This window comes from Rufibacter psychrotolerans, assembly GCF_016924645.1.
GTDB classification, from domain to species: Bacteria; Bacteroidota; Bacteroidia; order Cytophagales; family Hymenobacteraceae; genus Nibribacter; species Nibribacter psychrotolerans.
The window spans coordinates 202,220-215,611 of sequence record NZ_JAFFJV010000005.1 but is presented as its reverse complement, the minus strand read 5'-3'; the positions used below and the strand labels follow the sequence as shown (position 1 = coordinate 215,611).

The following is a 13,392-nucleotide window of genomic DNA, read 5'->3' as shown; positions in this document are numbered from 1 at the left end:
AATTCACTGAGGACCGGCTGGTATAGCAACTAATTAATCTCTATAAATAATCATGAAAATTGTAAGGCAGTTTGATGTCTTTGATAAGAACACAGAAGAGTTGGTAAGCGAGATTCCAATCTCTGATTTTGACCTGGAGCAGGCAGTAAAGATCATTAACCCCAAAAGATATGATCCGGCGCTGTATGACTGCTATAAAATCTCGGGCAGCCTGAAAGAATATTTTGAAGGCAAGGGCCGCAATTTTGACACCAGCAGGAATATGTATTTCCTGTGCTGCTACCAAGGAAAACCAGAGCAACATGAAACACAACTACACTAACTAAGCACGTACCTCCAACCTCCTTAAGGCAGCAGGGCTTTACCTAAATAGTACAAGTTCTGCTGCCAACGAGGCTCCGTACCCTTCTAAACCCTTTCCATAGAAATTTACACGCTTTTTCTAGCATTCTGCAGAGGGAATCACCGGAGGGCCAAGCCAGCAGAGTAACCCAATAGCGGACCGCAGAGCCAACTACACCCAAGGGCCACCAGCGGTACTCACCGGTAAAACGTCCTAGTTCATTTATCTTCTCTTAATTTGCCCGGCTACTGCCCTCACTTGGGTGCCGGCCAACCAGAATGTGAGACTTGCTCCCTCCCAGGCACCCGGCAACTAGCAAACACCCCTAAATTCCCTGGGGCACACCTGACTATGCAACCAGAACGTACGTATCCAGAGAAAGAGAGAAAAAACTGTTTCTATGGGCACTACATCGCAGTCGCAACCACAGCCCGCCAGATCCATGCGGGCCAGTTTTCTCATTGGCGTGGGAGTGATGGCCGGGGTTGATGAGATTATCTTCCACCAGATCCTGGGCTGGCACCATTTCTACGACAGGGCCACGCCCGCCATTGGCCTGCTCACCGATGGGCTTTTACACGCCGCGGAGTTAGTGGCCATTGTGGCGGGCTGTTTCATGCTCTCAGAGGTGCGCCAGCAGCGGGCTCTGGTGCCTCTGAGGGCCTGGGCCGGCTTTTTCCTGGGCTTGGGCGGGTTCCAGTTGTTTGATGGGCTCATTGACCACAAGGTGCTGCGGCTGCACCAAATCAGGTACAACGTGCCGCTCTGGCCCTATGACCTGGCCTGGAACCTGACGGCGATTGTATTGCTGCTAATTGGCCTTTGGCTATGGCTCAGGTGCAAAGCCCGGGAGAAAAGAAGGGCCGAACCGTTTCCTTGATCTTTTCGCCAAAACTTCCGCAAAATGCACCAACATGAACCTACGCATGCCCTGGCCGGCGGCGCCACCGGACTTATTCCCCTGCTGCTGATAGCGCTGGTACTGGCGCTGTACCTGGCCGCCGTGGCAGTGATGCGCCAGAAACACCGCCCCTGGAGCGGCTGGCGCTCCCTCAGTTTTGGTGGTGGCCTGGTCCTGCTCTTCGTGGCCCTGCTCCCACCCTTGATGCAGTTGGCGCACCATGACATAAGGGGCCACATGGTACAGCACCTGTTGGTGGGCATGCTGGCCCCGCTGGGGTTGGTGCTGGGGGCTCCGGTTACGCTGGCGTTGAATACCTTGCCCAGATCTCTTGCCAAACTCCTTACCCGCCTGCTGGGCAGTTCCTTTTTTCACGTTATCAGCCATCCGGTAACGGCCCTGCTGCTGAACATTGGGGGCATGTACGCACTGTACCTTACGCCGCTGTACAACGCCACGCTCACCAGTCCGGCCCTGCACCACCTGCTGCACCTGCATTTTCTGGCGGCCGGATATCTGTTTACCTGGTCCATTGCCGGGCCAGACCCGGCTCCCCGGCGGCCTGGTTTCAGGGTGAGGGCGTTGGTGCTGTTTGTTAGCATTGCGGCCCATGCCTACCTCAGCAAGGTGATGTACGCGTTTCTGTATCCGCAGCACTCACCCCACGGGGCAGACCAGATAAGGGCTGCGGCCAAGCTCATGTACTACGGCGGAGATTTTTCTGAACTGCTGCTCGCGGTTGCGTTCTTTGCGGCCTGGTACCGGAAGCGGCGCCACCCCAAACACCAGAACGAGGTCCTGTTTACCTAGCAACCCGGCCAGCCAGCCCTGGCAACCGGCTCCCCGATGGCTACGCTGTGCCAGCCAACTGCGCACAAAAATCCCCTGCCATCTGTTTCAGGCCTTTTTGGTGAAAAAAGGCCTGAAACAGATGGCAGGGGATTTCTTTTGCCGGGCAACCCAATTGGGTTACCTGGTGGTGTGGCGGGAGTTGTTCCTGATCCTGAAGTTGGCTCCGTCTTTCTGCAGCATCACGTCTACGTCTTCGCCGGAGGCTTTCTGCATGAGCTTTTTGTATTTCTCAAACAGGGCCTCAGATTGCTTCTGGTCATTGATGAACAGGCCGTTTTTGTTGATCTCGAACTCATAGTCATCGTCGGCCGATTTGAGGAAGCCATCGGCCTGGAGGGCTGCCTTGAGTTCTTTCATCATGGCCTCATGCTTCTTCATGCGTTCTTCGTGTTCTGCCCTGCGCACTTCATGCTCCCTCATGCGCACGGCGTGCTCGGCCTGCCGCCGGGTGTGTTCTTCCATGCGGTGGGCATGTTCGCGCATACGGTCTTCGTGCTCGCGCATTCTGCCTGGGTTCTGAGCCATGAAGGCTTCCTGCCGGGCTCTGAACTCCTCCATGCGGGCCTCAAACGCCTTCATGCGTTCCTGGTACTCTTTCATGGACCGCTCGTAGGCCTTCTGCTCTTTCTTGTCATCAGACACCGGTGGCACGGGTGGTACCGGCGGCACAGGGGCTACGGGCGGCACCTCGCCCCGGAATCTTTCGCCCCTGGGCATGGGGGCCCGGGGAGCTCTTGGGGCCGGGGGCGGAGGCGGCATCAGGTAATCATCGGTCTCTAAGCGGCGCAGCGAGGCGTCTACCCGGCGCCGGGCCTGGGCCAGTTCCTCGGGGTCTCTGAGGGGTTTGCCTTGCTTGGCGGCTGCCAACTGCCGGTCAATCTGGTCCTGGTACTTGCCCATCTCGCTTTTGGGTACCCGGCGGCCGTTCACGTACAGCTCCACCACTTTGCCCTTCTTGTTTTTCACAATTACCAGGTCATCGTCCAACTGCTGCAGGCTTAGTTCTTCCTCGGATTCATCTAGGGAGTCAAGCGGGGCGGCGGAAACGGGAGGTTTGGCCAGGGCCGGAGGGGAGGTTTTTTCTTCCTGCGCAGCCGCCGTGTAGTTGGCGCTGGCGCTGGCCGAGAAAATGAGCAGCCCGGCTACCACGGCGCAGCTGGTCAGGAAGCCCTCAGAGAAGGAGGGGCGCACGGCAGGTTGCTGCACCAACCGGGCAATACGGCCCAGCAGGGAGCGGCGGCGGCCCGAGAAGGCCACGGCCAGGCGGGGAGAGGTGGAGTTCTTTTTGAGCATGATTTCTTCAAGGTTGGTTAAGGCATAGGCGTAGGTGAGCGAGTCGCCGCAGATAGAAAGGGCCAGGTCATCGCAGGCGTGTTCCCGCTCGGTGCGGATGCAGTCAGACATCCACCACACGGCCGGGTGAAAGAAAAACAGGGTTTCCATCACGCTCTGCAGCAGGTTAAGGAGGTAGTCGCGGCGGTGCACGTGGGCCAGTTCATGGGCCAGGATGGCCTCTACCTGCGCCCCCGACAAACCGGCCAATGTACCCAGCGGCAGCAGCACCAGCGGCTTGAAGTGCCCGATGACCATGGGCACCTGCACCAGCGCCGACTCGGCCATTTTCACGGCGGTGGTCATGCCTAGCTGGCGGCCCAGCTCCTGCGCCTTCACGGTCCAGGCCGCCGGCACCGGGCTCACGCGGTAAGACCGCAGCCGTTGCACGTACACCCAGCCGCCCAGCAACCGCAGCCCCATCAGGAGCATGCCCACCAGCCACAGCAGCACCACCGCGGGCAGATGCTGTTCAAAATACGCCTGCCCCTGGGTTACAAGGGTTTCCCAGCGGGAGGGAGCCTGCACCGAAAACAGGTGCACGGTGGTGACCTGCGCTCCGCCCTCAGCGGCAGTGAAGGCCGCCGCCCCTTCTAGCGGACCAGCCTCTGGCACGTACAGCCTACTGAAAGTCATGAGGGCAACCGTAAGCATGGCCATGAGCCCGCCCCAGGCCACGCGGTACCGCACGGCGGCAGTGTGCCGGTGCATCAGTCTGAGCAGTACCGCTAACAACAAGGCCAGCAGGGCACCTTGCCAGAGCGAGTGCAGGAGGGTCCAACCCAGGGCGCGGGCTACCGCCTCTGGTACTACATCATAGATCAGCGTTTGAGGAGTCATTTTCAAGTTTTTTCAAAAGGTGGCGGATTTGGTCTAATTCAGCGGGGGTGGTGCGGTGGTTGCCCAGGGCCTGCATTACCAGTTTCATGGCCGAGCCCCGGAACGTGGTGTCCAGGAACCGGTCCAGGAGGCGTTGCTGGGTTTCTTCCTCGGTGACGGCGGCGCGGTACACGTGCGAGCGGCTTTCCTCATCGCGCAGGACCAGGTTTTTCTCAAACATGATCTGCAGCAGCTTGAGGGTGGTGGTGTAGCCGGTCTCTTTGGTCTTGTTCTGCGCTTCGTTCACAAACCGGACGGTGCTGGGCCCGTGTTGCCACAGGATCTGCAGGATTTCCAGTTCGGTTTCGGTGGGTTTGGGGGGTGCGTTGTTTTCCATGGTGGCTGGCCTCTCTCGTTCTACGACTAACTTCGTAGACAAGTATACGAAGCATTTCGTAAAAAGGAAACGTTTAGCACGAATTTTTTCGTAGTTAATACCCGCAACAGCCCCTACGCTCTTATATGTCTGATTCCCATAGGGTTGGTTTACACCTGGCACCATGCCTGCTAATTAATAAAGCGGTGGGGTAAACGAATCTGGGGGCGTTGGCCGTTCAGGAGGCAGACAGCCCCTGCTTTGGGCACGGCTGTTTGGCAATCTCTTCCGTACTTTACCGCATGAAGAAAGTTTTCCTGCTAGGGTTGGGGCTTAGTTTCCTGAGCTGTCTGCCAGCCGTGGCGCAACGCTATAAAACCGCCGCCGGCCTCCGGATTGGCAATGACGAATTTGGGCTTACCGTTCAGCAAAAGATCCTGGACCGCACCACGCTGGAAGGGATAGTGACGGCTGCTCCCCGGCAAATTACGGCCACGGTGTTGGCAGAGCAGCATTTCCCTATGTTAGGCCAGCGGTTCAATTACTACATGGGCGGGGGCCTGCACGGCGGCCGCCTCAAAGACTATGGCGCCATTTACGGGTTTGACGTCATCGGGGGGATAGAGTACAAGGTGAACGGACTCCCGTTCCTGCTCTCGGCGGACCTGAAGCCTGCCATCCACCTCAAACACGAGGAGTGGTTCAACATGGGTGGGGCTTTCTCCATCAGGTACGTGCTGGTGCGGGAGAAACCGCCCACCCCGGGGCAAATCATCAAGAGCATCTTCACCCCCAAGAACAAGGGCAAAGACAAGGATAAAAAGAAGAAGGCTTCTTCCTGGTTTTAGCGCGGCTGTTCTGGGGCTTGTTTGGCAAAATCACCCCCAAAACGGCAGAGCGGCGTGGTGGCGACTAGGCGCTGAAGGTCACCTTGCCGGCCGTGCCGAAACTACAGGCCGTAGCGTTGGCTTCAGCGGTGGGGGCCGGCATGCGCTTGCCTGTCTGGTTAATGTAGATCACTTCCTGCTTGTAGTTGAGCCCGCTCAGGGCGTCTTTCAAGGCCAGGCCAGATCCAATACACATGGCGAATAAGAGGACAATTACTTTCATGGCTTTAGGTAGTAACGTTGATGGATAGACACTTGCTTTTCTGATTGGTTGCATGCTCCAGCAAAAACTGCTGCTGGTCTGGGCTCCTGTGCAACCGCTTCAATTAAAAGATGCAGACCCTGCTTCTTTGGTTGCCTGTTCTGGTTAGTTTCTTTCCCAATGTCGTGCCATTATTTAAATTGTTGATATACAGGTGTTTGCACATAACCTCCTCTAAAAGAGTGTCCGCCCCTGAACCAGGATTGTCCAGAAGTGAACAGTAGTTGCCAGGCGGTCGGGCACACAGAGACCAAGGCTAATCATGCGCCAGGTAGGCCAAGCTCCCTGCGGTTTCTTTGCAAGGAGGACCATCTTCTTTGGGGAGGGCCCGTACTCTTACTCTATGCTACCAGATTTAACCCCAGAATTGACGTTTCAAACCTCGCGCAGCAGTGGCCCGGGCGGGCAGAATGTGAACAAGGTGGCCAGCCGGGTAGAGGTTTGGTTCTCCATTGAAGGCTCCGCCTTGCTCAGCCCCGAACAGAAAGAGCTGCTCCTGGAGAAACTGGGCCCCAGACTCAACAAAGAGGGTTTCCTGCACCTGGCCAGCCAGGAAGACCGCAGCCAGCTGGCTAACAAGGAACTGGTGGTGCAGAAGCTGTACGAGGTGCTGGAACAGGCCCTGCACCGATCCAAGCCGCGCAAACGCACCCGTCCCTCCAAAGCCGCCGTGCAGAAGCGGCTCCTGAGCAAACAGAAGCAAAGCCAGAAGAAAGCCAACCGCGGGTTCAGGGGCCGGATGGAGTAAGCTGTTTTACCGCCCTTTCCTGAAAAAGAGCCCCAAAACAACTGGAGAGCCTCCTACCGCAAGCACATAGCAGCAGCGAAAAGACCTTATGCGTGGCACCGCCGCTGTATTTCTAAAGCAACGTCTCCTTTACGGACAGCTACCCAAAGCGCCTTTCTTTGCCTATCAGAGGCTCCCATCCGCTCCGCTGCGTTCAAAGGCTGCCATGGATGGCCGGAACTTTGAAGCTCCTCCTCTGCCGATAATGATGCGCTTTTCAATGCCCCATCGCCGGCGGCCAGCGTCATCACCGGTCGCCCGGTCGCCAGTGTTGGTATTCTCATTGATAACCTGAACGCAGCCTCAATCTGCGTGTACGTCGCTTAGAAACTCACCTGAATGCCGTTGGTGAGGCTGTACAGGTAGTTGGGGATGGGCACAATGGGCCGGTTCTCATAGGTGTGCGAGAAGTTGGTGATCAGCTGAAACCGGTTGTTGATCTTGGTGACAATGGAGATATCGCCGCTGAAGCGGTGCCGGGCCATTTCCGCCGGTTGGTCATAGCCCACCTGGTAGTAATGGATGGTGCTCAGCTCCAGGTACGGGTTCAGGGGCAGCCGGATGCTGGCGTAGTTAGACAGCTTGGGAATGTCTTTCTTAATGTAGCGGTCTTCTTCCTGGTTGCGCCAGCGCTCGTGCTCGTACATGACGCCGGTACCCAGGTTAAACCTGATGTTCGCCTTCTGCACCACCGTGTACCGGATGCCTGCGCCCACCAAGGCCCTGAACTCCAGCCCCCGGTTGTAGTCGTACTGGCCCTGGGCGTAGGTCTCATAGGACAGCCGTTCCTTCCGCCTGAAAGTTACCCGGCCGTGCACGTACCCGGTCTCTACCTGGGTTTCGCCCTTCAGTCGCACGTAATTGTAGGAAGCCAGCAGCAGGTAGGTGTTGTGCTCAGAGACATAGCCAATGTTGCCGCTCCCCGTCAGGCCAATGTAGTGGTCGGTTTTGCCCTCCTTGCCCACGGCCCGGTTAAACAGGTTCAGGTTCAGGCCAGCCTTGCCGGTGAAGTAATGAGAGGAGTCGCGCTCTACCCTGGATTTCTCCACGTTCAGGATTTGCGCCGGGGCCGATAAGGAAATAAGCAGGAAGAGACAGAAAAGAGAACGACGGAATAGCAAAAACATACGCAAAACAGACCGGCCCCTAAGGGTTCAGGTCCTTCTTCAGGGTGAACGTTGAGATGCCAGCGGTAAACGCCCTTTGCACCTGTATTACCCGAAGTTAGGACTTTTAGCCCAAGCGGCCAAGGCTTTGCGCCTAAACCGGCCCAGCCGGCGGCACCGGGTGCCCCTGTGCTGGCATAGCATTTACCCCAAAGGGCCGGCCCAAACAGCCCCAAACGCCAGCACTCCGGTTTGGGGCCGTTTTCTAAAAAACACCCCTAAAACCCATCGCCGACCGGTATCAATGCCGCCTCTCTTACGCTTTCCGGGAGCCGTTGAACTCAGAAATGGCGTCGCCCAGGTCATAGACCGGCACGCCTGTGACAAACTGGGCCACAATACTGGCCGCCACCGCCGACCGGTAACCGCCCGCGCAGTGCAGCACCAGGGGCTTCTCCGTGGGGATCTCGGGCAGGCGCTCCCGCAGCTCCGGCAGCGGCACCGACAGGGCACCTTTGAACACCGGTTTTTCCCGCACCTCGCTCTCGTTGCGCACGTCTATGATGGTGTACTGCTCTGGGTGGGCCCTGAAGTGGTCCAGGTCCAGCAGGGGCAGCTGCTCTGACCCGGTGGGCGGCACGGGCATGGCGCCCACAATCAGGGGCTCGTAGCCAATCCGGGAGGCCCGGCACACCAGGTCGCGCAGTTTTTCCTCGTCTTCGCCAATGAGGTAGAAGGTTTCATCTGGCCACACAATGGAGCCCAGCCAGGTTTCAAACTTGGGCCCGTCCTGGAGGTTGATGGCGCCGGGCAGATGCCCCTGCTTGAATTGGTCCTGCGGCCGGGTGTCAATGATGAGGCTTTCCTCGTCCAGGTCATGGTCTGATGCGATGATGGGCACCTGCTTGATGGACGTGAGAAAGTTGGGCGCCCCTTTCTGGTTCAGGCGCACGTCATAGGCAAAGTACTTGGGCACAAAGGGCAGGTCGGCGGTGATAAATGCTACAAACTCCTCTTCCGTCATGGGCTGCAGGGCGGGGTTAGAGGCTTTCTCGGCGCCAATGGTGCTGGACTTGGCCTGGCTCATGGATTTGCCGCAGAGGCTACCGGCCCCGTGCGCCGGGTACACCAGCACGTGGTCTGGCAACTGCATGAGTTTCTGGCGGGTAGAATGGTACATCTGGCGGGCCAGTTCTTCGCGCGCGGCGGTTTCGTTGCCCACGTTTTCGCGCAGGTCTGGCCGGCCCACGTCGCCCACAAAGAGCGTGTCGCCGGTGAAAACGGCGTGTTCCCTGCCGCTGGGGTCGCGCAGCAAAATGGAGATACTGTCTGGCGAATGGCCGGGCGTGTTGAGGGCCTCCAGGGTTACCTGGCCAATCTTCAGGTGGTCGCCCTCGTCAAAGGGCTGGTGCTTGTAGGTGGCCCCGGCCCGTTTGCTCACGTAAATGGGCGCCTGCCGGGCCTCAGACAGCTCCAGGTGCCCGCTCACAAAGTCGGCGTGCGGATGCGTCTCTATGATGGCCACAATTTTGGCGTCGTGCAGCATGGCATACTCCTCGTACGGCCTGGGGTCACGCGCCGGGTCAATGACGGCTATCTCGGCTTCGCTCATGACAATGTAGGAGAACTGGGCGAGTCCTTTGTCTTCAAATTGCTCAATCTTCATATCAACAGAAAATACGTATGGCGCCCATATATCGTTGAGGCCCGTGCCCGGCCTTTGACGCGAGCGATTTCTGCGCTATTTTAGAAACTATCTCCGGCAGCACCACCCCTGGGCGGCATTCTCGCGTAGGGGATGAGAGAACCCTTTGCACCGTTTACCCTAACCCAGATTACCATGCAAACCCCTAAAGGAACCCTTATAGCCCTGGGCGGCGGCGATGATGACGTCTTAATCAACCTGATCAGGTCTGAGATCTGCAGCGTGCACTCTAACATAGAGGTCATTACCACGGCCACGCTGGAGCCCATGGAGTCTGGGCAGGCCTACAAAGAAGCCTTTGAGGAGCTGGGCTGCAGCAGCGTGCGGTTCATGCACATTGACGAAGACAATGAAGCAGACCGGCCCGAGAACATCTCCCGCATTGAGCAGGCCCAGGTGATTTTCTTCACGGGCGGCAACCAGCTACGGCTAAAGGAATTCCTGGGCGGCACCAAGCTCCACCAACTCATGCAGACCCGGTTTATGGAGGAAGAGATCACCATCTCGGGCACCAGCGCCGGGGCGGCGGCCATGTCTAACCGCATGATCTATGAGGGCTACGGGTATTACTCCCTGGTGAAGGGCGAGGTAAAGACCACTGAGGGGCTCTCGTTCATCCAGAACGTGTTCATTGACACCCATTTTACCGAGCGGGGCCGCTTTGGCCGCCTGGCCCATGCGGTGACCAAGCGCCCGCAGTTTGTGGGCGTGGGCCTGGGTGAGGAAACGGGCATCATCATCAAAGGGGGCAACCACATAGAGGTGTTCGGGGCTGGGGTGGTCACCATCATGGACGGCTCGCACGTGCGGTACTCCAACCTGGAGGAGGTGGACGAAGGCGAGCCCATCGCCATTGAGAACCTTACCATGCACCTGCTGGTGGAAGGCCATGAATACTGCCTGTCTGACCGCGTCTTCCGGAAGGTGTCGCAGCAGAAGCGAAAGCTTACCACCAGAACGCAGGCCGCCCGCTAGTACCCCGCAAAAAAGGGGCGCCCGGGAGATGACACCTCCCGGGCGCCCCTTGGCTTCAAGGAGCTGAGCTGCTGCCTAGTGCTTCACCACCCGGCGGGCAATCTCTTTGTTGTTGTCTGTTCTGATGTGCAGGATGTACATGCCTGCCGCCAGGTGCTCCGTTGGGATTACGTGCGCGCCAGCAGCCAGGGACCGGTGCGAGATGGCGGCCTCGTACACTTTGGTTCCCTGCGCGTTCACCAGCTCTACCTGCGCCTCCCTGAACTCTACGCTCTTGAGGGTGATGTTCAGGTCCTGGGCGGTGGGGTTGGGGAACACGGCCAGCGACGACTGGGGCAGCTGCTCAGGCGACTTCATGATGTTGAAGATCTGGAAATCACTGTACACATCTCTGAAGGCGTTCTCAAACGGGCCGGTCTCCTCGTCTTTGGTTTTGGTGATCCGCTCAGTGAGCACATCATTGGCATTGTAGATGTAGTCTATCTGCGTTTCGCCATCAAAGGCCCAGGCATTGTTCTGCCACTCCTGGTCCAGCATGCTCACAATGTTCCTCTTGGCGTCATACGTCAGTATCTCCCGGGTATCGTTCTCCCAGTTGGTGCCTGTGTGCACCTCGGTGGTAATGGTGAGCTTGCGGGTAGTGGTGTTGTAAGACGTGTTCACCCTCTCTGTGCTCACCCAGGTGTTGGTGCTGCTGTTGTAGTCCTGGGTTTCGGCGGTGATGAGGCCGTAGGGGTTGGCGCCGTCGGTAGACCACATGAGGTTGGTGTCTCTGGAAGAGTTTTCCCAGGCGTTGCCCGCCTCATCCCAGCTCTGGTGCAGCACGGTAGTGGGGTTGGCGTCATTCCCGTTGTAAGTGTACACCGACCGGATGGAGTTCTTGAGGGGATCAAGGCCGAACTTGGTCTGTATGGTGATGGTCATGGTTCTGCCCCTGGCGTCATACTCGTACATTAATTTGGTAACATCTTCCCAAGCGTTGTTGAGGATGGACCAGGACTGGGCGGTGGTTTCCTTCAGCCTGTTGTTCTCATAGGTGTTCACCGTTCTGGACTGGTTGATGGTGCCCACCTTCATGATACTCTCCTGCACCTGCGCCCTGGAAGTATAGGTATAGAACTGATCACTGGCGTATTCCCAATTGCCTTCATCCCAGAGAAAGTGCTTGGACTGACGGGGCACGGTAACGGTGGTTTGCGCGAAGGCGCTCAGGCACAGGGCACCTAGCAAGACAAAGATGTAGAGTGTTTTCATAGGAATGGGATTGGATGATGTAGTATAGAATTAGACAAAAACCAAGGTTAGCTGAACTCTTACGTTGTCTGCCCTTTTCAAAACGCCTCACTGTCCCCCGCCTCTTTCTTCCTAAACCTCTTTAGGGCAACCTGTTACCTTCTGACAGCCGCTCTTGCCTTTACCCCCATGCCCTCCCTTACTTTTTGTTCCGGAGCCCCGCCAGCTCCTCCCGCACCCGCTGCAGGTTCCTCTTGGCAACCCCCTTTCTTTCTGCACAAAAATGAGTTTTAGGCCTGTTTTTGCAGAATCTGCCCTAAAACCCACCTTTAGCGGGTTGTTCCACGGGTTACGCGGGGGCCTTTGGCAGCAGGCTCAACTACTGCTTTACCACCCGGCGCGAAATCTCCTGGTTGCTGTCCAGTTTCAGGTGCAGGATGTACGTGCCTGCGGGCAAGTGCTGGAGGGAGATCACGTGAGGTTGGCCGGTAATGCTCCGGCTGCTCACCGTGGCCTCATACACGTACTGCCCCTGCAGGGTAACTACCTGCACCTGCGCCTCTTTGAACGCCACCTGCCTCAGGCTGATTTCCAGGTTGTCTGCCGTTGGATTGGGGTAGAGAACCAGCGAGGCCTCTGGCCGCTGCTCCCCTGCGCCTGTCACCACAAACGTCTGGAACTCTGAGTACACCTCTCTGAACAAATCTACCAGGGGCGCTCCCTCCGTTTTCTGCTGCCTGGTTATTTTCTCCACAAGTACACGGTTGGCATTGTAGGTTAACTGGTACTGCAGCCCGTTTATGAAGGCCCAGGCACCATTGGTCCACTGATAGCTCAGCTGACTGGTTTCATGCATCTGCTCATCATAGGTAGTGACGTTGCGGCTCCAGTTCACCCAGGTTGTGCTGGAAGTGGCCGTGTCAACGGCAATCGTGAGCGTGCGGGCAGCCGGGTCATACGTTGCGCTTACCCGCAGGTCGTTGACCCAGGCGTTGGTAGTGGCATTGTACTCCTGGAAGTCAAATTGGCTAAACCCCACGGGGTTGCCCGGATCAGTAGACCACACGTAGTTGGTAGACCGCTCAATGTCCACCCAGCCGTCGGCAGCCCCTCTCCAATCCTGCCGGAGTATTGTCTCGGGCTTTTCTGCGTCACCCGTATAGTAGAAGAGCTCCCTTGCGTCATTGACAGGATTTCCTGTGCCCGTGTCTTGCAGCATTGTAAGGCTGGTTACCCGGCCTTGCTGGTCATACTGGTACTGGGCTTTGGCTTCGTCTATCCAGGCCTCCATAACCATAGACCAGAACTGGTGGGTGGTTTCCTGTAACTGAAAATTGGAATAGGTTTTGACCGTTCGGGCACGGTTGCGCCCGTTAAAGGTTGATACGCGCTCTGTCTCCTGCCCCTGGGCATTGTACGTATGCGTATGCACTTCCCCCAGCATCCACGTGGGCGGAGAAACATCCGTACGGATAAAATAGGTCTGGGTCTTGCGAGGCAGGGTGAGCGTGGTTTGCGCAACGGCACTAAAGCAAATAGCGCCTAGCACCACAGCAAGGAAAAGCGTTCTCATTGCAAGCAAAAATCAATGACTGCAACCACTCACAGCAAGCCTGGCGGCATTGCACGTCTACTCTCCAAAGACTACTCCTTTTGGTACGCAAGCCTTTTGCGGGAGCATCTTTAACGCTTTTCCATATGGTGACTTTAAATTACATAAACATTAAAACAAATACCACTATCTGTTATTGATTTTTCAACAACAAATAGTGGTATTGTTCTAGGGCAATGTGTTTTGCCGTACTTTCCAGAAA

Annotated in this window: 13 protein-coding genes; 6 read left to right on the top strand and 7 right to left on the bottom strand. The window is 57.2% G+C overall.

What is annotated here, in order from left to right:
- Positions 1-52: 52 nt before the first annotated feature.
- From JT718_RS06750 to JT718_RS06740, 3 genes are all read left to right on the top strand, one after another.
- Positions 53-322 (top strand): DUF7683 domain-containing protein, encoded by a 270-nt coding sequence (locus tag JT718_RS06750; protein ID WP_205501470.1) that lies wholly within the window; start codon positions 53-55, stop codon positions 320-322.
- Between the two features lie 421 nt (positions 323-743).
- A complete protein-coding gene (locus JT718_RS06745; protein ID WP_205501469.1) occupies positions 744-1,223 on the top strand; it encodes a DUF2243 domain-containing protein in 480 nt (159 codons plus the stop codon).
- Positions 1,224-1,247: 24 nt separating this feature from the next.
- Positions 1,248-2,054 (top strand): cytochrome c oxidase assembly protein, encoded by an 807-nt coding sequence (locus JT718_RS06740; protein WP_205501468.1) that lies wholly within the window; start codon positions 1,248-1,250, stop codon positions 2,052-2,054.
- Between the two features lie 159 nt (positions 2,055-2,213).
- Here the strand turns inward: JT718_RS06740 and JT718_RS06735 are convergent, their stop codons facing one another.
- Together JT718_RS06735 and JT718_RS06730 are read right to left on the bottom strand one after the other, a co-directional pair.
- Positions 2,214-4,268 carry a M56 family metallopeptidase gene (locus tag JT718_RS06735; RefSeq protein ID WP_205501467.1) on the bottom strand — a complete coding sequence of 685 codons (2,055 nt, stop codon included), beginning with the start codon at positions 4,266-4,268 and terminating at the stop codon, positions 2,214-2,216.
- Positions 4,243-4,644, bottom strand: a complete 402-nt coding sequence (locus tag JT718_RS06730) for a BlaI/MecI/CopY family transcriptional regulator (RefSeq protein WP_205501466.1) — start codon at positions 4,642-4,644, stop codon at positions 4,243-4,245. The genes JT718_RS06735 and JT718_RS06730 overlap by 26 nt, the downstream gene beginning before the upstream one ends.
- A gap of 281 nt (positions 4,645-4,925) precedes the next feature.
- On the opposite strand from JT718_RS06730, the gene JT718_RS06725 reads away from it, so the two are divergent.
- On the top strand, positions 4,926-5,471 hold the full coding sequence (locus JT718_RS06725; protein WP_205501465.1) for a hypothetical protein: 546 nt from the start codon (positions 4,926-4,928) through the stop codon (positions 5,469-5,471).
- Between the two features lie 64 nt (positions 5,472-5,535).
- On the opposite strand, the gene JT718_RS06720 is transcribed toward JT718_RS06725, so the two are convergent.
- Complete coding sequence (locus JT718_RS06720; RefSeq protein WP_205501464.1) at positions 5,536-5,733, bottom strand: hypothetical protein; 198 nt, start codon at positions 5,731-5,733, stop codon at positions 5,536-5,538.
- A 382-nt stretch (positions 5,734-6,115) separates the two neighbouring features.
- Here JT718_RS06720 and arfB point away from each other — a divergent pair, with 382 nt between their 5' ends.
- Positions 6,116-6,520, top strand: a complete 405-nt coding sequence (gene arfB, locus JT718_RS06715; RefSeq protein ID WP_205501463.1) for an alternative ribosome rescue aminoacyl-tRNA hydrolase ArfB — start codon at positions 6,116-6,118, stop codon at positions 6,518-6,520.
- A gap of 362 nt (positions 6,521-6,882) precedes the next feature.
- On the opposite strand, the gene JT718_RS06710 is transcribed toward arfB, so the two are convergent.
- Both JT718_RS06710 and JT718_RS06705 read right to left on the bottom strand, forming a co-directional pair.
- Positions 6,883-7,686, bottom strand: a complete 804-nt coding sequence (locus JT718_RS06710) for a DUF481 domain-containing protein (RefSeq protein WP_205501462.1) — start codon at positions 7,684-7,686, stop codon at positions 6,883-6,885.
- A 295-nt stretch (positions 7,687-7,981) separates the two neighbouring features.
- Positions 7,982-9,331, bottom strand: coding sequence for an MBL fold metallo-hydrolase (locus JT718_RS06705; protein WP_205501461.1), 1,350 nt, complete (start codon positions 9,329-9,331; stop codon positions 7,982-7,984).
- Between the two features lie 174 nt (positions 9,332-9,505).
- Here JT718_RS06705 and JT718_RS06700 point away from each other — a divergent pair, with 174 nt between their 5' ends.
- Complete coding sequence (locus tag JT718_RS06700; RefSeq protein WP_205501460.1) at positions 9,506-10,345, top strand: cyanophycinase; 840 nt, start codon at positions 9,506-9,508, stop codon at positions 10,343-10,345.
- A gap of 75 nt (positions 10,346-10,420) precedes the next feature.
- On the opposite strand, the gene JT718_RS06695 is transcribed toward JT718_RS06700, so the two are convergent.
- Both JT718_RS06695 and JT718_RS06690 read right to left on the bottom strand, forming a co-directional pair.
- Positions 10,421-11,599, bottom strand: coding sequence for a T9SS type A sorting domain-containing protein (locus JT718_RS06695; protein WP_205501459.1), 1,179 nt, complete (start codon positions 11,597-11,599; stop codon positions 10,421-10,423).
- 358 nt (positions 11,600-11,957) lie between these two features.
- Positions 11,958-13,151 carry a T9SS type A sorting domain-containing protein gene (locus JT718_RS06690; protein WP_205501458.1) on the bottom strand — a complete coding sequence of 398 codons (1,194 nt, stop codon included), beginning with the start codon at positions 13,149-13,151 and terminating at the stop codon, positions 11,958-11,960.
- Between the last annotated feature and the right edge of the window lie 241 nt (positions 13,152-13,392).

Coding starts and splice junctions, on each gene's coding strand:
- JT718_RS06750 (WP_205501470.1), top strand. CDS start 53: ATGAAAATTGTAAGGCAGTTTGATGTCTTTGATAAGAACACAGAAGAG.
- JT718_RS06745 (WP_205501469.1), top strand. CDS start 744: ATGGGCACTACATCGCAGTCGCAACCACAGCCCGCCAGATCCATGCGG.
- JT718_RS06740 (WP_205501468.1), top strand. CDS start 1,248: ATGCACCAACATGAACCTACGCATGCCCTGGCCGGCGGCGCCACCGGA.
- JT718_RS06735 (WP_205501467.1), bottom strand. CDS start 4,268: ATGACTCCTCAAACGCTGATCTATGATGTAGTACCAGAGGCGGTAGCC.
- JT718_RS06730 (WP_205501466.1), bottom strand. CDS start 4,644: ATGGAAAACAACGCACCCCCCAAACCCACCGAAACCGAACTGGAAATC.
- JT718_RS06725 (WP_205501465.1), top strand. CDS start 4,926: ATGAAGAAAGTTTTCCTGCTAGGGTTGGGGCTTAGTTTCCTGAGCTGT.
- JT718_RS06720 (WP_205501464.1), bottom strand. CDS start 5,733: ATGAAAGTAATTGTCCTCTTATTCGCCATGTGTATTGGATCTGGCCTG.
- arfB (WP_205501463.1), top strand. CDS start 6,116: ATGCTACCAGATTTAACCCCAGAATTGACGTTTCAAACCTCGCGCAGC.
- JT718_RS06710 (WP_205501462.1), bottom strand. CDS start 7,686: ATGTTTTTGCTATTCCGTCGTTCTCTTTTCTGTCTCTTCCTGCTTATT.
- JT718_RS06705 (WP_205501461.1), bottom strand. CDS start 9,331: ATGAAGATTGAGCAATTTGAAGACAAAGGACTCGCCCAGTTCTCCTAC.
- JT718_RS06700 (WP_205501460.1), top strand. CDS start 9,506: ATGCAAACCCCTAAAGGAACCCTTATAGCCCTGGGCGGCGGCGATGAT.
- JT718_RS06695 (WP_205501459.1), bottom strand. CDS start 11,599: ATGAAAACACTCTACATCTTTGTCTTGCTAGGTGCCCTGTGCCTGAGC.
- JT718_RS06690 (WP_205501458.1), bottom strand. CDS start 13,151: ATGAGAACGCTTTTCCTTGCTGTGGTGCTAGGCGCTATTTGCTTTAGT.